This is a genomic window from Klebsiella sp. JN_Kp121 (assembly GCF_040062145.1).
In the GTDB taxonomy this organism is placed as follows: domain Bacteria; phylum Pseudomonadota; class Gammaproteobacteria; order Enterobacterales; family Enterobacteriaceae; genus Klebsiella; species Klebsiella aerogenes.
This window is the reverse complement of record NZ_JBEAHX010000031.1, coordinates 31984-56045: the sequence shown is the minus strand read 5'-3', so window position 1 is coordinate 56045 and position 24062 is coordinate 31984. Positions and strand designations below refer to the sequence as shown.

Sequence of the window (24062 nt, the reverse complement as noted above, 5' to 3'; positions counted from 1 at the left end):
AAAACAGGCGCTATTTTCAGCGCCTGCGAGCCAGAGTGCAACGATTAAAACAGATCGTTGAGCATCACGCCGACGCCGACGCGCGTCTGATTGAAGTTATAGTCGATGAGCGACTCGCCATAACCGCTGTACACCTGAGTATAGGCGCGCACGTGCTTGGTAATAGGGTAACTGACCCCGATTTCCGCGCCGCCGTAGCCGGTATTCCAGTTATATTGCCCCTGAGCGCTAAAAATAGCCTCCCCCAGTTGGTAGCCAATCTTCAGGCGGTAGTAACCCATGTATTTGGTGATATCGGGGTTATCATCGGTACTGCCGACCACATACCACGGCTTCACTTCAACCAGCCAATTACCGTTTTGCGCCATCAGGCGAGTATACAGGCGGTTCCAGCTACGTGACGTTGGATCGGAACGGCCGTTAGAGTCGTGGTTATAGCCGACTTCGATATCGCGCAAGGTCCAGCCGGCAAACTCATAATCCGTCGCGAAGCCAAGGAAGAGCTGAGGCTCGTAGTTGGTTTCGCGAAACGGCGCCGAGCCTTTACTGTTAGAGAGCTGCCACCAGGATTTTTGCGTATAGGAAGCGCCAAGCAGCGAATTATCGCCGAGAATACCGCGCCATAACGGGAACGCCAGGCTGAGCTGGAACTTCACCTCATCCTTACGCGCGTCATCGGCCCAGTCGTAACTACGAATTGCCTCTTTATTGAGATCGCTGGTCCATGTATAGAGCAGATAGTTGCTCTCATAAGGATAAAGCAGGAACGGATTATCATGATCCTGCAGCAGGTTGGCGATAATACTGCCCCGTACCGCGGGTTTGTCATGAACGGTTTGTTCAATCGGCGCGTCCTGCGCCAGAACGCCTGCTGGTAACGCGCTAAGCGCCAGCAGCCAGGCTAAAGAGATACGCATTACTGTTCTCCTGAAGAATGGTTCTTATTAATGTTTTGTCCTGCTGCCATTCTACCTATTTATCCACCTCCCGCTGCGTTATCGCCTCCGAAAGTGGAAATCAATATTTTTGAAGCATAAAATCAACATTTAATTAACGAATGGACCTCTGCTATGTCTGAACTGACCGCCGCCGCCGCGCTAAAGCTGGTGGGCGAGATTTTTGTTTATCATATGCCTTTTAACCGTGCCCTTGGGCTGGAACTGGAACGGTATGAAAAAGAGTTTGCCCAGCTCAGCTTTAATAATCAGCCGATGATGGTTGGCAACTGGGCGCAGAGTATTCTGCACGGCGGCGTTATTGCGTCTGCGCTGGATGTCGCCGCGGGGTTGGTCTGCGTCGGCAGCACCCTGACTCGCCATGACACCATCAACGAAGAAGAGCTGCGCCAGCGCCTCTCGCGGATGGGAACTATCGATTTGCGCGTCGATTATTTACGCCCTGGCCGCGGCGAACGCTTCACCGCGACCAGCAGCCTGCTGCGTGCCGGAAACAAAGTCGCCGTGGCTCGCGTCGAGCTGCATAACGAAGAGCAGGTTTATATCGCCAGCGCCACGGCCACCTATATGGTGGGTTGATTGCCGCAGATCGAGTAACATCACTCTCTTTGGCAATGGATTCTACCAATGGACGCAAAACAAACGCGGCTGGGCGTTATGCTGGCGCTGGCCGCCTATTTTATCTGGGGTATCGCGCCGGCGTACTTCAAACTTATTTACTACGTTCCCGCCGATGAAATCCTGACGCATCGCGTGATCTGGTCTTTCTTTTTCATGGTGGCGCTCATCAGCGTCAGCCGCCAGTGGCCGCAGGTAAAAAAACTGCTAAAAACCCCGCGCAAGATCTTCCTGCTCGCGCTCTCTGCAGTGCTGGTCGGCGGCAACTGGCTGCTCTTTATCTGGGCGGTCAATAACCACCATATGCTGGAAGCAAGCCTCGGCTACTTTATTAACCCGCTGGTTAATATCGTGCTCGGGATGATTTTCCTCGGCGAGCGCTTCCGCCGCATGCAGTGGCTGGCGGTTGTGCTGGCTGCCTGTGGCGTGCTGGTGCAACTATGGACCTTCGGTTCGCTGCCGATCATCGGTCTGGGGCTAGCCTTCAGCTTTGCCTTCTACGGACTGGTACGTAAGAAAATCGCCGTCGATGCGCAGACCGGCATGTTGGTGGAAACGCTATGGCTGCTGCCAGTGGCGGCGATCTGGCTTTTCGGCATCACCGATAGCCCAACCAGCCATATGGGAGACAACCCCTGGTCGCTCAATTTGCTGCTGATGGCCGCGGGCGTGGTAACTACCATCCCCCTGCTGTGCTTTACCGGTGCGGCGACCCGCCTGCGCCTGTCAACGTTGGGCTTTTTCCAGTACATTGGCCCGACGCTGATGTTCCTGCTGGCGGTAACGTTCTACGGTGAAGTGCCGGGCACGGATAAGATGGTAACCTTCGCCTTTATCTGGGTGGCGCTGGCGATATTCGTGATGGATGCGGTATATACGCAAAGACGGGGGCGTCGGGGATAGGATATTACCCGATGTCGGCTACGCCTTATCCGGCCTACAAAAGCACAACACGTAGGCCCGGATAAGCGAAGCGCATCCGGCACAACAACTACAGCCAGTTTTTACGCTTGAAGTAGAGATACGGCGCCAGGCCGGCCAACATCATAAACACGATGGCTCCCGGATAACCAAAGCTCCAGTGGAGTTCCGGCATAAACTCAAAGTTCATCCCGTAGCTGGACGCCACCAGCGTCGGCGGCAGGAACACGACCGAAACCACCGAGAAGATCTTGATAATGCGGTTCTGCTCGATGTTGATAAAGCCCATCGCCGCCTGCATCAGGAAGTTCACCTTCTGGAACAGCGATTCGTTGTGCGGCAGCAGGGATTCGATATCTCGCAGGATCTCTCGCGCCTGTTCCAGCTGGCCTGCCGGCAGGCGCGCCTTGCGCACGAGGAAGTTTAGCGCGCGCTGGGTATCCATCAGACAGAGGCGAACCTTCCAGCCGATATCTTCCAGTTCCGCCAGCGTCGACAGCGCTTCGTCGTACTCGTCGCCCTGGTGGCCTTCCATAATCACGCGGCTCAGCTTTTCCAGGTCGCTGTAGATGTTTTCTATCTCATCCGCCAGCTGTTCGATTTTGGTCTCGAACAGATCTAACAGCAGCTCATAGGCGTTGCCGTCGACCAGCGTCTGGTTACGCACGCGCATGCGGTACAGGCGAAAAGCGGGCAGTTCACGCTCGCGCAATGTAAACAGGCGGCCTTCGCGGATGGTAAACGCCACGGTTGAGTTACCGGCGTGATCGTCGGCATCTTCGAAAAAGAAAAAGGAGTGGATGTGTAAACCATCTTCGTCTTCAAAGAAACGCGCTGACGCTTCGATGTCTTCCAGTTCCGGGCGCGTCGCCAGGTTCTGGCCTAACTCCGTTTGCACACGGCTACGTTCGTCATCGTCTGGCTCGACCAGATCGACCCACACCGAGCTGGCGAGATGCTTGATCTCATCGGCCTCAAGGCGCGTTAAACGATTATTTTCCAGTTGAAATGCGCTCAGCATGACCGGGACTCCCAATACAAAAAATTTATCGGACAGTTCGATGGGCACACAGAAACTATTTGGGTTTCAGACCATTAAGCCTGACTCAGAGCGACGGGGATAGGACGAGTCGCCGACAACCGCTAAGGCTATCGGCATAAGGGGATAGCCTTAGGAGTTGTTCCTGAATGACAGGAAGTTGAGCCAGCATCTACTGGGTGTGTCCAAGGCGAATGTCCTCTTAGCGTAATCGTGCGCGCATGTTACGCCAGCGCCAAAACGGCGTCAACACGCAAGGGAACGCTAAAGAGCAAATCCTGCCCTTTAGCATATAAGGCTAGCAGATTATTACAAAAAAATTATATTTTTCTTAAAGTTACACCGTTTCCAGCCGGGCATAGGCGGCAACCAGCCATTTAATTCCCTGCCCCTGGAATGCCACCTGCAGCCGGCTATGTTCACCGCTGCCCTCAAGGTTTACGATGGTGCCTTCGCCGAACTTCGGATGCCGGACCCGCTGGCCCAGCTTATAGCCGGTATCGTTCTCCGCCACCGGAGTACCGAGGCGCTGATGGTTAACCGGGCGGCTCACCGTAGCCCGCAGCCGCACCTCTTCCACGCACTCTTCCGGCAGCTCGCCGATAAAGCGCGATGGGCGATGGTAAACCTCTTTGCCGTACAAACGACGGGTTTCGGCGTAGGTCAGCGTCAGTTTCTGCATCGCGCGCGTCACGCCGACGTAGGCCAGACGACGCTCTTCCTCCAGACGACCGCCCTCATCAAGCGCCATCTGGCTCGGGAACATCCCCTCTTCAACGCCGACGATAAACACCTGCGGGAACTCCAGCCCTTTTGCCGAGTGCAGAGTCATCAGCTGTACCGCATCCTGCCAGGTATCCGCCTGCCCTTCGCCGGCTTCCAGCGCGGCGTGGGAGAGGAACGCCTGTAGCGGCATCAGATCTTCATCTTCTTCGTTGTAGCTGAACTGGCGCGTCGCCGTCACCAGTTCCTCTAAGTTTTCGATACGGGTCTGGCCCTTCTCGCCTTTTTCCTGCTCGTACATCATACGCAGGCCGGAATCTTTAATGACCCGGTCAGTCTGGACATGCAGCGGCATATCGGCAGTTTCCTGCGCCAGCGCGTCGATAAGCTCCATAAAGCGCTGCAGAGCGCTGGCCGCGCGGCCTGCCAGCACTTTCTCTTTGAGCAGCTCGCGGCAGGCCTGCCACAGCGTCAGCTGACGATCGCGCGAGGTCTGGCGCACCACATCCAGGGTACGATCGCCGATGCCGCGGGTAGGCGTATTGACCACGCGCTCAAACGCCGCGTCATCGTTGCGGTTGGCAATCAGGCGCAGATAAGAGAGCGCATCTTTGATTTCCTGACGTTCGAAGAAGCGCATGCCGCCGTAGATACGGTAAGGCATGCTGGCCTGTAGCAGCGCCTCTTCCAGCACGCGCGACTGGGCGTTGCTACGATAGAGAATGGCGCACTGCTCCAGCGCTCCGCCGTTCTCCTGCCAGGTTTTAATTCGGTTAACCACGAAACGCGCTTCATCGAGATCGTTGAAGGCGCAGTACAGCGAAATGGGCTCGCCGTCGGCGCCGTCGGTCCACAGTTTTTTGCCCAACCGCCCGTTGTTGTTTTCAATCAGGGCGTTGGCGGCGCTGAGAATATTGCTGGTCGAACGATAGTTCTGCTCCAGACGAATAGTTTCCGCCCCCGGGAAGTCATTCAGGAAGCGCTGAATGTTTTCAACCTGCGCGCCGCGCCAGCCGTAAATCGACTGGTCATCATCGCCGACAATCATCACTTTGCCGGTATCGCCCGCCAGCAGGCGGATCCAGGCATATTGAATGTTATTGGTGTCCTGGAATTCGTCGACGAGAATATTGGTGAAGCGCTCGCGGTAGTGCTGCAGGATGTGCGGTTTGTTCAGCCACAGCTCGTGCGCGCGCAGCAGCAGCTCGGCGAAGTCCACCAGCCCGGCGCGATCGCAGGCTTCCTGATAGGCCTGATACACCTTCTGCCATGTCTGTTCGACCGGGTTGCCGTAGCTCTGAATATGGTGCGGGCGCAGCCCTTCATCTTTTTGGCTGTTGATGTACCACATCGCCTGACGCGGCGGCCATTGCTTCTCATCCAGGTTCATCGCCTTAATCAGGCGCTTCAGCAGGCGCAGCTGGTCTTCGCTATCGAGGATTTGGAAATCCTGCGGCAGGTTGGCATCCAGATGATGGGCGCGTAGCAGGCGATGGGCCAGGCCATGGAAGGTGCCGACCCACATACCGCCCTGGGTGGTGCCCATCAGTTGGCCGATACGGTGGCGCATCTCCGCCGCCGCTTTGTTGGTAAAGGTCACCGCCATAATGGAATACGGCGAGCAGTTCTCCACGCTCAGCAGCCAGGCGATACGGTGCACCAGTACGCGCGTCTTACCACTGCCCGCCCCTGCCAGAACCAGCATATTGGTGCGCGAGGCCGCTACGGCTTCACGCTGTTTGTCATTAAGGCTGTCGAGCAGGTAAGAAACGTCCATTGGCACCGCCGGAAGAGAAGGGGTTCCACGAACCCCTGTTAATATATACAGAGTTACTGGTGATTATATCAGCGAGGTCAGAGATGCCAACCGTGAAATTTCAATATGCGGCAGCAGGCGGCTATCGGCGGTTTTCATCAACGACGCGTCCTGCGGCTTGATCCAGCAGGCCTGCATTCCACAGCGAATAGCGCCAGCCACGTCGGTGGTCAGATCATCGCCGACGTGCAGAATCTGCCCGAGGGGTAAATCCAGGCGCTCCGCCGCCAGATGGTACATATCGGCAAACGGCTTGGAGCGACCATCCGGGCCCGCGCGCAGCACGAAACGGAAATAGTCATTCAGCCCGAACAGTTCTGGCTGGGCGTTACCGTTGGTGATAGCCACCAGCGGCCATTTCTGCGCCAGCTTCGCCAGCGTATCGTGCGTCTCCTGCGGCACGTCGACGCGACTGCGCCAGTGGGCGAAGTTTTCCATCGCCGCATCGGCGCCGGCTTTCGCCTCGGCGGCGGAGAGCCCGGCATTACGCATCCCTAACTCCAGCGCGCGGTGGCGCCAGACGGTGACATCGTGATAAATCTCAGGTTCTGAGGACAATAGCGTTTGTCGCAGTTGATTAAGCGCATGGGCATCAAACTGGCTCAGCGCCGGATGGTAATTGCGCACAAACGTCAGCGATTCCTGCATCGTCCGGTCAATCACCGGGCGGTTATCATAAAGGGTGTCATCCAGGTCGAACGTCAGCGCGGAGATCGGGCCCAGAGGTCGGTAAAAACGCATTATTTCCCCCGTTTAGCGCGCGGATGCGCGGCATCGTACACCGAGGCAAGGTGTTGAAAATCGAGATGGGTATAGATTTGGGTGGTGGAGAGATTGGCATGCCCCAGCAGCTCCTGCACGCCGCGCAGATCGCCGCTCGACTCCAGCATATGCGTCGCGAAGGAGTGCCGCAGCTTATGCGGATGCACGTGGCTATTGAGCCCCTGCTTGATCCCCCATTCGGCAAACCGCTTCTGCACGTTGCGCGCTGAAATTCGCTTACCCAGCTTCGACAAAAACAGCGCGTCGTCATCGCCGCCGAACAGGCCGCGCAAATCCAGCCAGTGTTCGATCCACGCCACCGCGTTGCGTCCAATTGGCAGGCGGCGCTCTTTGCTGCCTTTACCCATCACCCACACTTCCCCTGACTCAAGATCAAGGTGCTGAATATCAAGGTTAACTAACTCAGAAAGACGCAGCCCCGCGCCGTACATCACTTCCAGCATCGCCCGGTCGCGCACGGCGAGCGGGTCGTTAAGGTCGATATCCAGAAGCCGATTCACATCATCAACGTCGATATTTTTCGGTAAGTGGCGGGGAATTTTTGGCGCCGCAATTCCCTTCGCCGGGTTAGCCGCTAACTCGCCCTGGCTGACCATCCAGTCGAAGAAACTGCGCAAGGCGGAAAGCCGCAGCGCCAGGCTCGCCGGGCCTAAGCCCGCGCGGCGGCTGCGCACGGCAAAGCTACGTACCTGAGCGGCGTCGCACTGCTGCCAGCTTGTCATCCCGGCATCCTCCGCCAGCGCGATTAGCGCTTCCAGCTGGCGCTGGTAATTCGTGAGCGTAATGGGGCTAAGCTGGCGCTCAACGCCGAGATAGCGCAGGAAGCGGTCGACGCAGGCGAATAGCGGGGAGTGGCTCATGCGCGTTCAATCCAGCGCTCCAGCAGGCCGGGCAGCATACGGGCGATCTCCTGCAGTAGCTGCGTTCCCTGACCTTGCTGATAATGCTGCGGATCGCGGCTGCTGAAGAACATCACCCCCGGCGCGTCGTCATCGCCCAGTAGCGACATCGCCACCGAGCCAATAGCTTTCGCATCCGGCAGCACCACCAACAGCTCTGGCCCGTTCAGCGGACCAAGATAGTGACGTGCCTGGCCCAACCGTTGGATACGAATGGGTTCGAACGCCTGCCGGCTCAACGCCAGATGGGTGAATTTAGACGGCGCGCCGAGATGCCAGCTGTCCGGAAACAGGCGCACCGTCGCGCCCGCCAGGCCCAGCTCGCGCGCCCAACGATGAAAGCGGTTGAGCATTTCATCCAGGCTATCGGCGGACGCCAGGCGCGTCTGCAGATGGAACAGGCGCTGAAACAGGCTTTGATTGGCCGTCGCCTGTTCCATCAGCAGCGTCATATTTTCTTCCAGCACGTTGATATGGTTACGCGCCCGCAGCATATGCCACTCGACCAGCGAAATGGTGCCGCGCACCGGATGCGGGACGCGGATATGCTCTACCTGCGCTGCATTACGAATAAAGAACTCAGGATTTTGCAGCAGATAATCTACTACCGCGCTGTCGTCGAGCGCTGTGGCGAGTTCCTGCTGTTCTTCCCCGATCTGTTTCATAGATGAATAAATCCGTCGTAGACGTGTGCCGCCGGGCCAGTCATATACAACGGTTGACCCGGACCTTTCCAGGCGATGTCGAGACGCCCGCCTGGCAATTCCACGCGTACCTCTTCGCCGAGTAATCCCTGTTGGATACCGACCGCCACCGCCGCACAGGCGCCGCTGCCGCAGGCCTGCGTTTCACCTGCGCCGCGTTCATAGACGCGCAGACGAATATGAGAGCGTTCCACTACCTGCATAAAGCCGATATTGGCGCGTTCCGGAAAGCGTTCGTGGCTTTCCATCACCGGACCGAGGGTTTCAACCGCGGCGGTGTCCACGTTATCGACCTGAATCACGCAGTGCGGGTTGCCCATTGAGACGACGCCGCACAATACTGTCTGTTCAGCCGCACGCATAATATAGGTCTTTTCCGCTTTGTTGGCGCGGAACGGGACCTGAGACGGCTCGAAATTTGGCTCGCCCATGTTAACGCGCACCAGATCATCTTCCGTTACGCTTAATACCATACGCCCATTGGCGGTGCTCACACGGATATCACGTTTATTGGTCAGGCCTTTTAAACGGACAAAGCGGGCGAAGCAGCGCGCGCCGTTGCCGCACTGCGAGACTTCGCTACCGTCAGCATTGAAGATACGGTAGTGGAAGTCCAGATCGGGATCGTACGGCGGCTCGACAACCAGCAGTTGGTCGAAGCCGACGCCAAGATGCCGATCCGCAAGGCGACGAATCAGCTCCGGTGAGAAGAAAACATTCTGCGTTACCGCATCAACAACCATGAAGTCGTTGCCGAGGCCATGCATTTTAGAGAACTGCATTATCTACTCCAATTGCGCGGAACAGAACGTTATCGTTAATAGTTAACCTGGGTCGGACCGCCATTATCGCCGCGATCGTTACGATCCGGCGTCGCGCTCTGAATGCCTGGATTAACCGGCTTGGTCGGCGGCGGCGCGGTTTTGTCCGCCGGCGGGAAATACAGCGGCCCTTTCAAACCGCAGCCGGTCAGGCTGAAGATTGCAAACAGAACGGCAAGCGTGGGTAAAACGTTTTTCATTGATAGTTGCCCATGATTCATTCGTTACTGCTTTCTATCATCGCAGGAGAAGACGTAAAAGCAAGCGTTTAGCATCTGACTGCACGCGCTTTTGTTTCGCGCTATACTGCGGCCATCTTCAAAAAAGCAGGATAGAACCATGAACGACAGTGAATTCCATCGCCTGGCCGATAGCCTGTGGATGACCATCGAAGAACGTCTGGACGACTGGGACGGCGACAGCGATATCGACTGCGAAATCAACGGCGGCGTGCTGACCATCAGCTTCGAAAATGGCAGTAAAATCATTATTAACCGTCAGGAGCCACTGCATCAGGTCTGGCTGGCGACCAAGCAAGGCGGCTATCACTTCGATCTGCAAGGCGATGAGTGGATCTGCGATCGCAGCGGCGAACGCTTCTGGGATCTGCTGGAGCAGGCGGCAAGCAATCAGGCCGGCGAGACGGTGAGCTTCCGTTAATGAGGTGTTTCCCGGATGGCGGCGCATCGCGCCTTATCCGGGCTACCCGACGACATACAACCGTAGCCCTGCTAAGCGCAGCGCCAGCAGGGAATATCTCCGGATAGCGGCTCGCGCCTTATCCGGGGCAAATCTACGAGTAGCGCTGCTGCAGCACCGGTGAGGCGACCGCTTCCTGGCCCGGCGGCACCGCGGCGGCAATCGCCTGACTGCGGAACGGGATCACCTGCGTGCGTCCGTCAACTTCGACTATCTGATAGAACTGCGGCAGGTTGAAGTTAATGAAGCTGGAGCCGTAGGTGAAGCGATCGTGCGATGACGAGTAGAAGCGGCTGACGTCGCGGACCAGCTCTTCTTTGCTGCCTTCGCAGTGGTGATAGACCTCTGCGCGGTTGCTTTCATCGAGAATGTAGATGTTAAAGCCGCTATCATTGTTATCCGCATCTTCAAAGAAGAATTGAATTATCCCTTCGCTGGCGAAACCATCCACCACCGCCGGCAGCTTAACGTGATTGGTTTCTACCTGTACCGACAGGCCGTGGAGCTTGTTGTGCGAGATAGCGCCGTAGAACTCAATGGCGTTTTCCAGCTTCTGCACCGAAACGTTCAGGCGTTCAAAGAACAGGCCCCAGGTCTGGCCGGAGACGCGCAGCGCTTTGAAGCGCCCGGTATCCTGACGGGTACTGGAGAGACGCAGTTCGATGCACTCGGAGACCATCTGCTGCACGCGGGTGCGAATAAGGCCGCGCAGATGCTGGCTGTAGCAGAAAACCTCCACGCTATCCGGCGGCGCGGCGTCCTGATGCATTTTGCCAAGGATAGTTTTCAGTGCTTCGATCATCGCCTGCTCGCCGTTAAAGTGCAGCGTACGTACTTCGTTCCACGAGTTGCGATACAGCAGGTCGACACTGCCAATCAGGCATTTTTGCTCTTCGCCGAAGCTGAAAACGTCGAGCTTACGGAAGTCGAAATGCACCACCTGATTGCGGAAAGCCGCCGTCGGGTCATATTCGAGGTTAACAATAATCGCCAGGTGGCGAATTTCACACGGGCTGTACAGCGCTTTTGGCGTCGGCGCCGGCAGGCGCAGCGGGAAGTGGTGCGACACGTCGGCCACCATCTCCTGCAGCTTCGGCAAGTCGACGATACCGTTGCCCTTAATAAACAGACGGGTGCGTGAGGTCAGCAGGCCGTTAAACCAGGCCCAGGCCACCAGCTTATTAAGATAACGGTTATATTCCAGCGGCTGATGGCTGATGATCGATTCCATATCCGGCGCGCGGTTATACAGATACCAACCGGTACGGTTGGCGCGGCCCGGCGGCACGTGGATAAAGGTCAGATTCGGTTCCGACAGGTCCGGTGAAATTTGCGGGTTTACCAGGGTAACCTTGCCCGGCAAGGCTTCAAAGGCCGCATACAGCTTACGCGTCAGCACGCCGATATCCTGCGGGCTGGCGGAGACGCTGAGGTTATTGCGACGCGCGAAGCGGATCAGATTACGATAGCTCTGCATCATCGCGTCGAGCAGTTCGTTGTGCGCTTTGCGCACTTCATCGATTTTCCAGTTAGCGCGGTTATCGAGCATCATCAGACGCTTTTCATCCCAGCCCCACTCTTTCACCAGTTGGCTGACCACTTCACGACGCCAGCCCACACAGGCGCGCTCGCGGCTGAGTTTTTCACAGACTTTCAGATAGAAGCAGCGGCGTACCAGATCGAGACGGGTGTCGTCTTCGATAGCCTGCAGATAGGCGGTTACGCGCTCCAGCATCATGCAGTAGGGGTCGAGACCGAATGAGACAATCTCGCCATCGTGCAGGCGCTGTTTAATATCTTTCGCCAACAGGCGGTTGTTGGGGTATTCCCACGAGTAGGCTTCCAGCAGCAGCGTTTTCAGCACCGCTTTATACGGGGAGTCGATGCTCTTATACAGCTGCCACAGGCTGGCGCCGAAGTACTCTTCCGCCGACAGCGAACTGAGGCCACCGAGATCGAGCCATTCGTTTGGCGTCAGCACGCCCTGCGCATACAGCCCCATCACGTAATCATCGTAATGGTCTTCTTCATCGCCCGGCACCATATTCCACAGAATACGTTTCCCGGCGAGACGCACGGCGGTGCGGTAAAATTCATCGAGCAACAAAATATGCTGGGTCGAACCACAGTCTTCGCCGCCGAGGCTGCCGCTTTCGTTGTGGCGGAAGCGGTTTTCGTCGATCAGGAAGAAACTGACCTCGACGCCAAGCGATGCCGCCCAGCTTTCAAGCAGGCTGCATTTACGCTGCAGCAGTTGGCGTTCTTCGTTATCCAGCCAGGCCTGATGGCATACCCAGATATCCAGATCGGAAGAACAGCTTTGCCCGACGGAAGAGGTACTGCCCATCGAATAGACGCCGGTAATCGGCAGTTCGCCTTTCGGCGGCTCCTGCGTTAGCAGGCCGCGATGCAGTTCGAGTTCGTCAAGATAGTGGCGTTGGGTTTCATCAGGCGTGTAGAGGCAAATGCCGCGGGGAACGTTACCGTCAAGGTAACCCGGCATCAGCGGGTGATGATAATGTAGTAATGTCGGCAGAAGACTGTAAACCTGCTGGAAAGCGGGTCCCATGGCAGCAAGCGCGCGATCCACGCGCAGTTGGTTGATGGCATCCAGTCTCTGTTTCAGTGTCTCAATATAGAGGTACAAGACATATCGCCTGATGTTCAAAAATCCGACGTACAATAGTACGGAGGATTTCAGTATTTCAACAAGAACCGTCACCATTCGTCATCGGTGTGGTTGTGATGAACTGCTGGCTGACAAATGGTTTAAAACGTGATCAATTTAACACCTTGCTGATTGACCGTAAAGAAAGATGCGCTACATACAAGTGTAGCACCGTTTGCCGGGTGTAAATTCCCCACTACGCTTGCGGCAACCGCACGCGCATGAAACGCTAAAGGTCATCATGCCAGCATCCCACATTAACCGTGAAACTAACATCCCTAAAGCAACAATGTTAGGATGGCTCATGGTCGACAATGACGGTAACAAGCATGTTAGACAAAGTTTTGAGAATTGCCACACGGCAAAGCCCGCTTGCGCTATGGCAGGCACATTATGTGAAAGAGCGCCTGGAGTCCTGTCATCCGGGGCTTTCCGTTGAGCTGGTGCCAATGGTCACCCGCGGCGACGTGCTCCTTGATACCCCGCTGGCGAAAGTAGGCGGCAAGGGCTTATTTGTGAAAGAGTTAGAGCTCGCCATGATTGAGGGGCGCGCCGATATCGCCGTCCATTCGATGAAAGATGTCCCGGTCGAATTCCCTGAAGGCCTGGGATTGGTCACCATCTGCGAACGTGAAGATCCGCGCGACGCATTTGTTTCCAATCACTATGCCTCAATTGACGCGCTGCCGGCTGGCAGCATCGTTGGCACGTCAAGTTTACGTCGCCAGTGCCAGTTGGCGGCAGAGCGCCCCGATCTGGTGATCCGCTCGCTACGCGGCAACGTTGGCACGCGATTAGGCAAACTCGATAACGGCGAGTATGACGCTATTATCCTTGCTGCCGCCGGGCTGAAGCGCCTGAAACTGGAATCGCGTATTCGCCAGCCGCTCTCGCCTGAACAATCTCTGCCGGCCGTCGGCCAAGGCGCGGTGGGTATCGAATGCCGCCTTGACGATGAATGGACCAAAGCGCTGTTAGCGCCGCTTAACCATACAGAGACCGCCGTGCGCGTACGTGCCGAGCGGGCGATGAACACCCGTCTCGAAGGCGGTTGTCAGGTGCCGATTGGCAGCTATGCCGAACTGCGCGATGGTGAGCTGTGGCTACGAGCGCTGGTGGGCGCCCCGGATGGTTCGCGAGTCGTGCGCGGTGAACGCCGCGGGCGGCCGGAAGAGGCAGAGGCGCTCGGCGTCTCGCTGGCGGAAGAGCTACTGGATAACGGCGCCCGCGACATCCTCGCGGCGGTCTATGATGGAGAAGCCCCACGATGAGCATCCTGGTCACCCGTCCGCTACCGCAAGGTGAAGAGTTAGTCAGCCGCCTGCGCGCGCTGGGACGCGTGGCCTGGAGCTTTCCGCTGATTGAATTCACGCCGGGGAGAGAACTGGCAGCGCTCCCGCATCAACTGGCGGCATTAGGCGCGGACGATTTGTTGTTTGCGCTGTCGCAGCATGCGGTGGAATTCGCCCATGCCCGTCTGCTGCAGGAGAGCCAACGCTGGCCCTCCGACCCGGCCTATTTCTCGATAGGCCGCACCACCGCGCTGGCCCTGCATACGGTCAGTGGTAAAAATATCCGTTACCCGTTAGATCGGGAAATCAGCGAAGTCTTGCTACAATTACCTGAATTACAAAACATTGCGGGCAAGAAAGCCCTGATTCTGCGCGGCAACGGCGGGCGGGAATTACTCGGCGACACGCTGCGAGATCGCGGCGCCGAAGTAACATTTTGTGAATGTTATCAACGTTGTGCGAAGTACTATGATGGTGCGGAAGAGGCTATGCGCTGGCAATCTCGTGGAGTCACAACGCTGGTGGTCACCAGCGGCGAGATGCTGCAGCAGCTGTGGTCGTTAATACCCCAGTGGTATCGCGAACAGTGGCTGCTGCACTGTAGCCTTATCGTTGTCAGCGAACGTCTGGCCCTTCAGGCCCGGGAATTGGGCTGGCAGGATATTCAGGTTGCCGATAACGCCGACAACGATGCGCTGCTACGCGCATTACAATAACTCTCAACATTGGAAGCCATAATGACGGAACAACAAAATCAATCCGCCGTGGTTGAAGAGACCAGGGAGGCCGTGGAAACCACGCCACAGCCAGAAAACAACGAGAAGAAAAAGGCCGGCAACAAAACCAGCCTGGCGCTCAGCGCGATTGCTATCGCTATCGCCCTCGCCGCCGGTATTGGCCTGTATGGCTTGAATAAGCAGCAGGTTACGCGGCAAAACGAAACCAGCTCTGAATTAGCAAGCCAGCTCGCGGCGCTGCAAAAAGCGCAGGACAGCCAGAAGAGCGAGCTGGAAAGCGTCATCAAACAGCAGGCCGACCAGTTGAGCGAAGCCAAACGTGAACAGGAAACCCTGACGAAACAGCTTGATGAGCTACAGCAAAAAGTTGCCGTGATTTCCGGCAGCGACGCCAAAACCTGGCTGCTGGCGCAGGCTGATTTCCTGGTTAAGCTGGCGGGACGTAAACTGTGGAGCGATCAGGATGTGACGACCGCTGCCGCGCTGCTGAAAAGCGCCGATGCCAGCCTCGCCGACATGAACGACCCAAGCCTTATCGGCGCGCGCCGCGCCATCACCGACGACATCGCTTCGCTGTCGGCGGTAAGCCAGGTCGATTACGACGGCATTATCCTCAAGGTTAACCAGCTGGCGAATCAAATCGACAATCTGCGTCTGGCCGATAATAACGACGATGATTCCCCGATGGATGCCGACAGCGACGAGCTCTCCAGCTCCATCGGCGAATGGCGGGTTAACCTGCAGAAAAGCTGGCAGAACTTTATGGATAGCTTCATTACCATACGCCGCCGCGACGAAACGGCGGTGCCGCTGTTAGCGCCGAATCAGGATGTCTATCTGCGCGAAAATATCCGTTCTCGCCTGCTGGTCGCCGCGCAAGCGGTGCCGCGTCATCAGGAAGAAACCTATAAGCAGGCGCTGGAAAACGTCTCCACCTGGGTACGCGCTTATTACGATACTGAAGACGCCACCACCAAGGCTTTCCTTGAAGAAGTGGATAAGCTCAGTCAGCAGAGTATTACCATGAGCGTACCGGAAACGCTGCAGAGCCAGAGCCTGCTGGAAAAGCTGATGCAAACCCGGGTGCGTAATTTAATGGCCCAGCCTGCGGCAGCCGCTCCGACGCCAGCGCCAGCAGCGACCGCGCCAGCCCCTGCGCCGCAAGGAGAATAACCGATGCTGAAAATTCTCCTGCTTTTCGCACTGCTGATCGCCGGGATCGTCGTTGGGCCGATGATCGCGGGCCATCAGGGCTATGTTCTGATCCAGACCGATAACTACAATATCGAAACCAGCGTGACAGGTCTTGTGATCATCCTGATCCTCGCAATGGTGGTGCTGTTTGCTATCGAGTGGCTTCTGCGCCGCATTTTCCGTACCGGCGCGCACACTCGCGGCTGGTTCGTCGGGCGTAAGCGCCGCCGCGCGCGTAAGCAAACCGAGCAAGCGCTGCTGAAACTGGCGGAAGGCGATTACCAACAGGTTGAAAAGCTGATGGCGAAAAATGCCGATCACGCCGAACAACCGGTCGTGAACTATCTGTTAGCGGCGGAAGCTGCCCAACAGCGCGGCGATGAAGCTCGCGCCAATCAGCATCTTGAGCGTGCCGCCGAACTGGCTGGCGACGATCTGATCCCGGTCGAAATCACCCGCGTGCGCCTACAGTTGGCGCGGAATGAAAACCACGCCGCCCGTCACGGTATCGATAAGCTGCTGGAAGTGACCCCGCGTCATCCGGAGGTACTGCGTCTCGCCGAGCAGGCCTATACCCGCACCGGCGCGTGGAATTCGCTGCTGGACATCATTCCGTCTATGGCGAAAGCCAACGTGGTGGATGAAGAGCACCGCGCCGCGTTGGAACAGCTGGCGTGGATTGGACTGATGGATAAAGCGCTGGCCGACGGCGGTAGCGAAGGGCTACGCGAATGGTGGCGCAACCAGAGCCGTAAAACGCGCGCGCTGATACCGCTGCAGGTGGCAATGGCCGAACGCCTGATCGAAAGCGACGATCACGATACCGCACAGCAGATTATTATCGATGGTCTGAAGAAACAGTACGACGACCGCCTGGTCATGCCGATCCCACGGCTGAAGACCAATAATCCGGAGCAACTGGAGAAAGTGCTACGCCAGCAGATCAAAGCCGTCGGCGACCGTCCGCTGCTGTGGAGCACTCTGGGCCAGTCGCTGATGCGTCACGGTGAATGGCAGGAGGCCAGTATCGCCTTCCGCGCCGCGCTTAAGCAGCGCCCGGATGCCTTTGATTACGCGTGGCTTGCCGATGCGCTGGACCGCTTGCACCAGCCGGAAGAAGCGGCGACCATGCGTCGTGACGGCCTGCTGTTGACGCTACACAATAACCCTCAGCAGTAATTCACGATAACGCTATCGCCTCGTATGGGGCGATAGCGCCCTTCTCTCGCGAAAAAATAGCCTACCCCTGAAAGAAAAAAACGCCTGCGCTGAAATCAGGGCAGGCGTTAAAACAGGTCTGTTTGACAACAAATTGGGTGCTTCACTCAACGTTATGTCCATGGTGTTTGATGAGACATAAAATGCGACATCTATCAGTGGACGATAAGCACCGTAAGTACGGCTCTGCATCATTCCCGAGTTTATGAGGCACGAAGGCGAACATAAGAGATGGAATGAGCATCTACCCGGTTATTATCGCACAGGATCCTGGGAGATTGCATCTATCGCAGCAATCATTTGGGACAATTCCGGGACAATAATTCGCAGAGATAGAAACGATTTTTTACGAGGAAGATCAGCGGGATAAAAGGCGCCTGAAGAAAATCGGAAAACAAAAAACCCCGCCGTAGCGGGGTTCAAAATTGGTCGGCGAGAGAGGATTCGAACCTCCGACCCACTGGTCCCAAACCAGTTGCGCTACCAAGCTGCGCTACTCGCCGAAATACTGCTTTTTGAATTTTTAGTTCAATTCTTTAAAGTCGTGGTGCGAGGGGGGGGACTTGAACCCCCACGTCCGTAAGAACACTAACACCTGAAGCTAGCGCGTCTACCAATTCCGCCACCTTCGCAATTCACAACTCTATCAAATAATGGGGTGGCTAATGGGATTCGAACCCACGACAACTGGAATCACAATCCAGGGCTCTACCAACTGAGCTATAGCCACCACAACAATTCTTTTACGCGGTATTAAAACCACCGCAGCTCCAGCACCGGGTAAATGGTGCGCCCGACAGGATTCGAACCTGAGACCTCTGCCTCCGGAGGGCAGCGCTCTATCCAGCTGAGCTACGGGCGCTTAGCGCCGTTGCGGGGGTGGATAATACGGACTTCCCCCCCCCCTGTCTAGTGCCTTTTTAAATAAAATTTCTATTTGCTCACAGTTTGTGCGCTTTGGCGCTTATTCCGCCGTTTTATCGAGATTTCCCCGCTTGCCGAGGCCGAAAACCTTATAAATAAGGGTCACCGCGGCGAGGAAAATCATTCCGACAAAGAGCGACATCCGGGTTTCATCGTTAATTCCCATGCCGATCAGCACACAAACGAGGAAAGCCATCGTCAAATAGTTTGCCCACGGGAACAACAATGAACGGAACGGATGGCTGGCCATCGCCTGCTGATGCTCGCGGCGAAAACGCAGCTGGCTAATCAGGATCACAAACCACGGCACCATCCCCGGCAACACGCTGGCGCTATAGACATAGACAAACACGCGCTGCGGGTTAGGAATAATGTAGTTCAGGCACGAACCGATTAGCAGAATCACGATCGACAGCGCGACGCCCGCCACCGGCACGCCCTGACGCGATACTTTGGCCATTGCCGCCGGTAGCTGACGGTTGCGCGCCAGTGCGTACAGCATACGCCCACAGCTATACATCCCGCTGTTACAGCCCGACAGCGCTGCGGTCAGCACCACGAAGTTGATAATCCCCGCCGCCGCGGTAATGCCGATTTTGGCGAAAGTGAGAACGAATGGGCTACCGGTCGATCCAATCTGGTTCCACGGGAAGATAGTCACGATAACGAAAATCGCCCCCACGTAGAAAATCAGGATACGCCACAGTACCTTGCCTACCGCGCTACGCAACGTGACCTGCGGGTTTTTCGCTTCCCCGGCGGTGATACCGATAAGTTCAACGCCCTGATAAGAGGCGACGACAATACACAGCGCCGTCAGGAAGCCTTTCCAGCCGCCGGCGAAGAAGCCACCGTGCTCGGTCAGGTTGCCAAAACCGATCGACTGTCCGCCGTTGCCGAAGCCAAAGAAGATGACGCCCAGGCCAATGACTATCATCACGATAATGGTGGTGACTTTAATCATCGCAAACCAGAACTCGATCTCGCCGTACAGACGCACTGCCGCCAGATTCGCTAGTGCTACCAACCCAACGGCAATTAGCGCCGGGATCCACTGCGCCATCTCCGGGAACCAGAACTGGACGTATACCCCGATGGCGGTGATCTCTGATATTCCCACCGCCATCCACATAAACCAGTATGACCAGGCTGTGAGATAGCCGAAGAACGGGCTCATATAACGGTGCGCGTAAACGGCGAATGAGCCGGTTACCGGTTCGAGGAACAACATTTCGCCCATCGAACGCATGATAAAGAAGACAAATAAACCGGCGATAATATACGCCAGCAGGACGGATGGACCGGCCCACTTCAGCGTACTTGCCGCGCCCATGAATAACCCTACGCCAATCGTCCCGCCTAGCGCGATTAGCTCAATATGCCGGGCCTCCAGTCCACGCTGGAGTTCCGCTTTTTTCTCAGTCATAAAGCCTCTTGTGTTTGCTGTACTCCGGGTACTCCCGGTTATTGTTATTAATTGAAACCATAGCCTTGCCGGCGCGCAGGTCTCCCCCACGCGTTTGAAGCATGCGAATGGTTAATTAATTTTACGGAAATGGCAAATAAAGTATCAGGCGAGTGAAGAGATTACACAGAATATGTATGCAATCTCGCCTGGTTGCAGTGGAATATCAGAGCTTGCCGGAATAATGCCAACGTAAATAGCGCAGTAAACGGAACTGTCTTTTGATGCGGCTCGGTTGCAGGAGCAGGCGATAGAACCACTCCAGCCCCAGGTTCTGCCAGAATTTTGGCGCCCGGTGAACGTGGCCGGTAAAGACGTCATAAGTGCCGCCAACGCCCATATACAGCGCGGCGGGATACACCAGCCGACAGTCGCGCATTAGAATTTCCTGGCGCGGCGATCCCATCGCGACGGTGACAATTTTCGCCCCGCTGTCGCGCACCCGCTCAAACAGCTGCTGACGCTGATCGGCGGAAAAATAGCCGTCCTGACTGCCGACGATATTGACCTTCCAGCGCTCACGCAGCTTCGCTTGCGTCTCCGCCAGCACCTCGGGCTTGCCGCCGATCAGGAACACCGGCGTTCCCTGAGCGCCAGCCCGCTCCATCAGCGCTTCCCACAGATCGGCACCGGCAACGCGCGACACCTCAGCCTGCGGATATTTTTTACGTAATGAGCGCACGACGCTGATGCCGTCGGCATATTTAAACTCGGCGGCCTCAATCAGCGCACGCACTTCCGGGTTATCTTCTACCGCCAGCATCTTTTCGGCGTTGATCGCAACCAACGTACCCTGACGCAGCTCGCCGTCGGCGAAGAGATAGTTGAGCGCATGCTGCATGTCGCGCCAGCCAATCAGCTGCAGCCCTCGCAGCGCATACTGCGGCGCGGAAGTGTTATCAGTCATGTTCATCCTTATCAGACCTGCGGTTGCGAAAGCGGCTTCACCCGCTTATGAATCAATCCTGCGCTGTCCAGGAGCCAGTACAGCAGTTTCGCCGCTAACAAGCAGATACCAAAGATCACGAGGAAAAACACCACGCGGGAGCCGAACGAATCCAACCCTTCGCGCGCCAGCACTATCATGTTGAAGATAGCGCCGAAACAGAAACTGTGCAGGATAGCCGCTTTGTAGCGATTGCTCTCCCGGTTGCCCAGTTCGTACAGCCAGTCGAACCATTTAATGATGAGCCCTACCGCGACGGCGCCCAGCGGTACGAACCATACGCCGCCCATCACCACCAGCGAACCAATCAGCGTCGGCGATATCGCCAGCCCCGAATGGTTATTTAACACTTCCCAGGTGAAGTAATTGGCGGTATTCAGCACCATTGTCGGGCGACCGTGCCACATCCAGCTGGGGATAAAGACGTAGAAGTCGCGGATCATCGGTGCCAGCCCCTGGAACTCAATCTTGTCGTAGTTCTGCAGCAGCAGCGCCAGGTTCTCCCACGGCGAGAAGGTATCGCGCGTGAGATAGAGGAATGTATAAAACGCTTCATCGCCGCTAACGTTCATCCCATAGCGCTTCAACGCCAGCCAGAACATGCCGACAATACCCAGCACGCCCGCCGCCGCCAGCATCCACAGGCTGATCCAGCCGCGAATAATGCCGATAAACAGGAAGATAGCGAAAGCGATAATGATGTTGGCGCGGGTACCGCCGACGATCGCGTAGGTCAGCAGACCAAAGGCGACGGTGCTCACCAGGAAGAAAATCCACGCCTTGTAATCCTGACGCAGGAAATAGATCACCAGCATCGCCGGAATAAAGAAGTAGAAGAAGCGCTTCAACGCCACACCGGACACTTCCGCGGAGAATATCTGGCTGTATGAATTGAGCTTAAATAGCAGGAAACCGTTGTGGGCGAAGAAGATACCGACGCACAGCAGCGCCAGCCCCATCAAAATCCCCCAGGCCAGATGGGTTTCAACCCGGTTCATGGTAAACAGCGGACGACGTGGAACATCGCGCGATGCCGGACGCAATCGCGTTTTGTAGGTCACGTAGTAGATGGCATAGAAGCACACCGCAACCAGCAGCGTCTGCAGCAAAATCTCCGGCGGCGCCACGCTGACGTCAAAGCGGAATACCAGGATACTGGTTAACGGGAAGCCGAAGAAAAAGGTGAGCAGGAACAACAACGAGAAAAAGACGTTGAAGTTAAAGCGCACGCGGCGGAACTCAAACCAGGTGGCGGTGGCGATAAACAGCGTCGACAGCAGCCAGACCACCAACAGCCCGCTAAATTGCATTAACGTCATACCCGCGCCTCCGCTGCCAGCTGTAGCGCCCGCTGCCAGCCCGCCAGATAGTTCGGGCGGAAGAAGGCGATTTGCGTTTTATCAACGCTCGCTAACTGACGCTGTGCTTCGCGCACCACGTTGGCGTCCAGGGTATCGGTGGTAAACAGCACCGGGATCTGTTGTTCGGTCATATCCTGCCAGAACGGATTTTCGCGATTGAGCACGCAGGGAATACCCGCCTGAATCAGCAGGCACAGCGTGCCGATACCCTGCTGGCGCGCAAACAGGAAATAACCCAGATCGCAGCGGCGCAGCAGCGCCAGATAATCATCAAACTCAAGCTTCTCGCTAAGGATCTGCAGATGCTCGCGACTAAACAGTGCCGCTCCCGTCTGACGCACTTCATCAATGTAGGCTTCATTGTTGGCCGGATAACCCATCGGCACGATGACATTCACCGTATCGCCAAATTGCTGATGAATCGCCCTTAGCGCCGCAATATGCTCATTACTACGATCGCCGGAGTTCCCCACCAGTATGGTCAGCGTGTCACCGCGCGGGGCGGTATCGGCAAGGGAATTTAGCGACGGATCCATACGCGTCGGGAAGTACAGCAGTTCGCCCGGCACTCGCGGATGGCGGTTAGCAAACCAGCTGAGATCGCCGCGGGTGGCGAAAACGCGTCCTACCCGCCCTTGCGCCATGCGGCGCAGAGGATAAAACAGACGGAATTTCAGGCTGGCTGAGTTTTCATACAGATCCGCGCCCCAGATATGCCAGTTAAATTGCGACGGGCGGATCCCGCCGCTCAACAACGCCAGCCACAGACCGGTATTAAACTGGCCGTGGAAAAAAAAGCGCTGCTGGCGATCGGCTTTCGCTTTGGCAATCACCGCCTGCGCCAGCGATTTCTTACCCGGATAGCAGGTAATTTCCAGCGCCGGATACGCCTCGCGCATACCTGTCGCATCACCCACGACCATAAACGTCCTGGCCCGCGCGTCGGCGGCCAGTTCGTCGTTAAAGAACCGCAATACGGTCTGGTTGTGGTGCGGGATATCCGATCCCAGTACGTGTATCAGTGCTGTCATGCCCGTTTACGCCAGAGTAAAAACACGCCACTACAAAGGGCGAAATAAACAATATAAGTGGCCATATACGCCTGCGCCGCGCCAAGTGCGCCGTGCGCCGGAATAAGCCAGTGTGAAAATGCGGTCAGCAGCGTGAACTGGCTGATTTCCGTCAGAATATAAAAGCGCAATGACGCTTTGGCGATCACCAGATAGCCGTAGACGTAAGCGCCAACTTTTAAAACATCGCCCACCAACTGCCAGGCGAACAGGTCGCGCATCGCGGTGAAGCGCGCGGAAAACAGTAACCAGATAGCAAAATCGCGCAGCAGCCAGACCGTCAGGCTTGCCGCCGCCACCGCCGGCAGGACGAATTTCAACGACTTCACTATCTCACGCGTGATGTCCGTTTTGGCGCTCAACCGCGACAACGTCGGCAGCAGATACACGCTAAAGGAAGCGGTAATAAACTGCAGGTAGGCATCCGAGATACTGCTCACCCCCTGCCAGATGCCGACCGCCTCCCAGCCGTAATGCGCCGCCAGCAGATTACGCATCATCACATAGGCCACCGGCAGCGTCACCGAGGTAATCAACGCCATCAGGGTAAATTTCGATAGCTGCCCCGCAAGCCCGTTATCCCAACGCGGACGTAGCGCGTTCAGCGGGATCGCGCCGCGCCGCCAAAGCATAATGGCGGCCGGAACCACCACCAGCGCGGGAACTAAGGCCAGCCCTAACAGCGCCCCCTGATAACCACCGAAGTAGTAACAGGCGTAGTAGGCCGCCACGCCAATCAGACTCCCGGCAATCAGCGAAAAAGCGTTACCCGCCGCATCACGAAAACCTTTCATCAGCGCCAGCAGATAGTTGGCCCACGCAATTCCCATCTGCACCAGCGCCACCAGACGTACCAGATTCTGATAGTGCGAATGGCCGAACAGCGCCTGGCTTATGGGCGCCGCCGCCAGCAAAAAGACCAGCGCCAGCAGGGTGGAAAAACCGAGCACCATTGATGACGAGGTTCCAACCACCTGCTTCAGGCGTAGCGGATCGTCGTGATGTTGGGCAACCAGCTTAGTGACACCATTAAAAATCCCGGCGCCCGCCAGGACGCCCAGAACGGTGACCAGTTGCCGGAAGTTACCGGCCTGGCCTACGCCCGCCGGGCCAAATGAGACCGCCAGCAGCTTTACCACCAGCAGACCGGCGCCTATTTTGACTAAGGTGGACGCCGCGGTCCACAGTGATGCTTTTGCCAACGACAT

21 protein-coding genes and 4 tRNA genes are annotated in these 24062 nt (G+C 56.7%); 7 read left to right on the top strand and 18 right to left on the bottom strand.

Going from position 1 to position 24062, the window contains the following annotated elements; translation table 11 throughout:
* Nucleotides 1-44: 44 nt before the first annotated feature.
* Nucleotides 45-917, bottom strand: coding sequence for a phospholipase A (gene pldA / locus ABLU86_RS20895; RefSeq protein WP_032709537.1), 873 nt, complete (start codon nt 915-917; stop codon nt 45-47).
* A 153-nt stretch (nt 918-1070) separates the two neighbouring features.
* Here pldA and yigI point away from each other — a divergent pair, with 153 nt between their 5' ends.
* Both yigI and rarD read left to right on the top strand, forming a co-directional pair.
* A complete protein-coding gene (yigI, locus tag ABLU86_RS20890; RefSeq protein WP_004097567.1) occupies nt 1071-1535 on the top strand; it encodes an acyl-CoA thioesterase YigI in 465 nt (154 codons plus the stop codon).
* 48 nt (nt 1536-1583) lie between these two features.
* Complete coding sequence (gene rarD / locus ABLU86_RS20885; RefSeq protein WP_047036941.1) at nt 1584-2477, top strand: EamA family transporter RarD; 894 nt, start codon at nt 1584-1586, stop codon at nt 2475-2477.
* Nucleotides 2478-2565: 88 nt separating this feature from the next.
* On the opposite strand, the gene corA is transcribed toward rarD, so the two are convergent.
* From corA to ABLU86_RS20850, 7 genes are all read right to left on the bottom strand, one after another.
* The gene (gene corA / locus ABLU86_RS20880) at nt 2566-3516 is read right to left on the bottom strand and encodes a magnesium/cobalt transporter CorA (protein WP_002883400.1); all 951 of its coding nucleotides are present in this window, start codon (nt 3514-3516) and stop codon (nt 2566-2568) included.
* Between the two features lie 355 nt (nt 3517-3871).
* Complete coding sequence (uvrD, locus tag ABLU86_RS20875) at nt 3872-6034, bottom strand: DNA helicase II (RefSeq protein WP_032709535.1); 2163 nt, start codon at nt 6032-6034, stop codon at nt 3872-3874.
* 63 nt (nt 6035-6097) lie between these two features.
* Entirely contained in the window at nt 6098-6814 is a 717-nt protein-coding gene (gene yigB / locus ABLU86_RS20870) for a 5-amino-6-(5-phospho-D-ribitylamino)uracil phosphatase YigB (RefSeq protein ID WP_015368862.1), read from the bottom strand.
* Entirely contained in the window at nt 6814-7716 is a 903-nt protein-coding gene (xerC, locus tag ABLU86_RS20865; RefSeq protein ID WP_042894680.1) for a tyrosine recombinase XerC, read from the bottom strand. The genes yigB and xerC overlap by 1 nt, the downstream gene beginning before the upstream one ends.
* Complete coding sequence (locus tag ABLU86_RS20860; protein WP_015368864.1) at nt 7713-8420, bottom strand: DUF484 domain-containing protein; 708 nt, start codon at nt 8418-8420, stop codon at nt 7713-7715. Before ABLU86_RS20860 ends, xerC begins: the two co-directional genes overlap by 4 nt.
* On the bottom strand, nt 8417-9241 hold the full coding sequence (gene dapF, locus ABLU86_RS20855) for a diaminopimelate epimerase (RefSeq protein WP_015368865.1): 825 nt from the start codon (nt 9239-9241) through the stop codon (nt 8417-8419). The genes ABLU86_RS20860 and dapF overlap by 4 nt, the downstream gene beginning before the upstream one ends.
* 35 nt (nt 9242-9276) lie before the next feature.
* A complete protein-coding gene (locus tag ABLU86_RS20850) occupies nt 9277-9480 on the bottom strand; it encodes a lipoprotein (protein ID WP_020077593.1) in 204 nt (67 codons plus the stop codon).
* 139 nt (nt 9481-9619) lie between these two features.
* Here ABLU86_RS20850 and cyaY point away from each other — a divergent pair, with 139 nt between their 5' ends.
* The gene (cyaY, locus tag ABLU86_RS20845) at nt 9620-9940 is read left to right on the top strand and encodes an iron donor protein CyaY (protein WP_015368867.1); all 321 of its coding nucleotides are present in this window, start codon (nt 9620-9622) and stop codon (nt 9938-9940) included.
* Between the two features lie 133 nt (nt 9941-10073).
* Here cyaY and cyaA read toward each other — a convergent pair whose 3' ends face one another.
* Nucleotides 10074-12626, bottom strand: coding sequence for a class I adenylate cyclase (cyaA, locus tag ABLU86_RS20840; protein ID WP_015368868.1), 2553 nt, complete (start codon nt 12624-12626; stop codon nt 10074-10076).
* A 350-nt stretch (nt 12627-12976) separates the two neighbouring features.
* On the opposite strand from cyaA, the gene hemC reads away from it, so the two are divergent.
* From hemC to hemY, 4 genes are read left to right on the top strand one after another with little or no spacing between them, the layout of a single operon-like run.
* Nucleotides 12977-13918, top strand: coding sequence for a hydroxymethylbilane synthase (gene hemC / locus ABLU86_RS20835; RefSeq protein WP_045362363.1), 942 nt, complete (start codon nt 12977-12979; stop codon nt 13916-13918).
* Nucleotides 13915-14655: a uroporphyrinogen-III synthase gene (gene hemD / locus ABLU86_RS20830; protein ID WP_020077597.1), complete on the top strand. Its 741-nt coding sequence runs from the start codon at nt 13915-13917 to the stop codon at nt 14653-14655. Before hemC ends, hemD begins: the two co-directional genes overlap by 4 nt.
* Before the next feature lie 21 nt (nt 14656-14676).
* Complete coding sequence (gene hemX / locus ABLU86_RS20825; RefSeq protein WP_015703977.1) at nt 14677-15849, top strand: uroporphyrinogen-III C-methyltransferase; 1173 nt, start codon at nt 14677-14679, stop codon at nt 15847-15849.
* 3 nt (nt 15850-15852) lie between these two features.
* Nucleotides 15853-17049 (top strand): protoheme IX biogenesis protein HemY, encoded by a 1197-nt coding sequence (hemY, locus tag ABLU86_RS20820; protein WP_348796380.1) that lies wholly within the window; start codon nt 15853-15855, stop codon nt 17047-17049.
* Nucleotides 17050-17514: 465 nt separating this feature from the next.
* Here the strand turns inward: hemY and ABLU86_RS20815 are convergent.
* The 9 genes from ABLU86_RS20815 to wzxE form a co-directional block, all read right to left on the bottom strand.
* Nucleotides 17515-17591, bottom strand: a tRNA-Pro gene (locus ABLU86_RS20815).
* Between the two features lie 42 nt (nt 17592-17633).
* Nucleotides 17634-17720, bottom strand: a tRNA-Leu gene (locus ABLU86_RS20810).
* Between the two features lie 22 nt (nt 17721-17742).
* Nucleotides 17743-17818: transfer RNA gene (locus tag ABLU86_RS20805), tRNA-His, on the bottom strand.
* Between the two features lie 55 nt (nt 17819-17873).
* A tRNA-Arg gene (locus ABLU86_RS20800) sits at nt 17874-17950 on the bottom strand.
* Between the two features lie 102 nt (nt 17951-18052).
* Nucleotides 18053-19438: an amino acid permease gene (locus ABLU86_RS20795; RefSeq protein WP_015368873.1), complete on the bottom strand. Its 1386-nt coding sequence runs from the start codon at nt 19436-19438 to the stop codon at nt 18053-18055.
* 205 nt (nt 19439-19643) lie between these two features.
* Nucleotides 19644-20384: a lipopolysaccharide N-acetylmannosaminouronosyltransferase gene (gene wecG / locus ABLU86_RS20790; RefSeq protein ID WP_015368874.1), complete on the bottom strand. Its 741-nt coding sequence runs from the start codon at nt 20382-20384 to the stop codon at nt 19644-19646.
* A gap of 11 nt (nt 20385-20395) precedes the next feature.
* Entirely contained in the window at nt 20396-21742 is a 1347-nt protein-coding gene (wzyE, locus tag ABLU86_RS20785; RefSeq protein WP_015368875.1) for an ECA oligosaccharide polymerase, read from the bottom strand.
* On the bottom strand, nt 21739-22815 hold the full coding sequence (locus ABLU86_RS20780; RefSeq protein WP_015368876.1) for a TDP-N-acetylfucosamine:lipid II N-acetylfucosaminyltransferase: 1077 nt from the start codon (nt 22813-22815) through the stop codon (nt 21739-21741). Before ABLU86_RS20780 ends, wzyE begins: the two co-directional genes overlap by 4 nt.
* Nucleotides 22812-24062, bottom strand: coding sequence for a lipid III flippase WzxE (wzxE, locus tag ABLU86_RS20775; RefSeq protein WP_015703974.1), 1251 nt, complete (start codon nt 24060-24062; stop codon nt 22812-22814). Before wzxE ends, ABLU86_RS20780 begins: the two co-directional genes overlap by 4 nt.

Bases quoted from the DNA above. Each gene is read 5' to 3' on its own strand.
- hemC (WP_045362363.1), top strand. From the start codon at position 12,977: ATGTTAGACAAAGTTTTGAGAATTGCCACACGGCAAAGCCCGCTTGCG.
- ABLU86_RS20795 (WP_015368873.1), bottom strand. From the start codon at position 19,438: ATGACTGAGAAAAAAGCGGAACTCCAGCGTGGACTGGAGGCCCGGCAT.
- hemX (WP_015703977.1), top strand. From the start codon at position 14,677: ATGACGGAACAACAAAATCAATCCGCCGTGGTTGAAGAGACCAGGGAG.
- rarD (WP_047036941.1), top strand. From the start codon at position 1,584: ATGGACGCAAAACAAACGCGGCTGGGCGTTATGCTGGCGCTGGCCGCC.
- wzxE (WP_015703974.1), bottom strand. From the start codon at position 24,062: ATGTCGTTGGCAAAAGCATCACTGTGGACCGCGGCGTCCACCTTAGTC.
- cyaY (WP_015368867.1), top strand. From the start codon at position 9,620: ATGAACGACAGTGAATTCCATCGCCTGGCCGATAGCCTGTGGATGACC.
- wzyE (WP_015368875.1), bottom strand. From the start codon at position 21,742: ATGACGTTAATGCAATTTAGCGGGCTGTTGGTGGTCTGGCTGCTGTCG.
- corA (WP_002883400.1), bottom strand. From the start codon at position 3,516: ATGCTGAGCGCATTTCAACTGGAAAATAATCGTTTAACGCGCCTTGAG.
- ABLU86_RS20780 (WP_015368876.1), bottom strand. From the start codon at position 22,815: ATGACAGCACTGATACACGTACTGGGATCGGATATCCCGCACCACAAC.
- uvrD (WP_032709535.1), bottom strand. From the start codon at position 6,034: ATGGACGTTTCTTACCTGCTCGACAGCCTTAATGACAAACAGCGTGAA.
- yigI (WP_004097567.1), top strand. From the start codon at position 1,071: ATGTCTGAACTGACCGCCGCCGCCGCGCTAAAGCTGGTGGGCGAGATT.
- hemD (WP_020077597.1), top strand. From the start codon at position 13,915: ATGAGCATCCTGGTCACCCGTCCGCTACCGCAAGGTGAAGAGTTAGTC.
- wecG (WP_015368874.1), bottom strand. From the start codon at position 20,384: ATGACTGATAACACTTCCGCGCCGCAGTATGCGCTGCGAGGGCTGCAG.
- hemY (WP_348796380.1), top strand. From the start codon at position 15,853: ATGCTGAAAATTCTCCTGCTTTTCGCACTGCTGATCGCCGGGATCGTC.
- ABLU86_RS20850 (WP_020077593.1), bottom strand. From the start codon at position 9,480: ATGAAAAACGTTTTACCCACGCTTGCCGTTCTGTTTGCAATCTTCAGC.
- dapF (WP_015368865.1), bottom strand. From the start codon at position 9,241: ATGCAGTTCTCTAAAATGCATGGCCTCGGCAACGACTTCATGGTTGTT.
- pldA (WP_032709537.1), bottom strand. From the start codon at position 917: ATGCGTATCTCTTTAGCCTGGCTGCTGGCGCTTAGCGCGTTACCAGCA.
- ABLU86_RS20860 (WP_015368864.1), bottom strand. From the start codon at position 8,420: ATGAAACAGATCGGGGAAGAACAGCAGGAACTCGCCACAGCGCTCGAC.
- yigB (WP_015368862.1), bottom strand. From the start codon at position 6,814: ATGCGTTTTTACCGACCTCTGGGCCCGATCTCCGCGCTGACGTTCGAC.
- xerC (WP_042894680.1), bottom strand. From the start codon at position 7,716: ATGAGCCACTCCCCGCTATTCGCCTGCGTCGACCGCTTCCTGCGCTAT.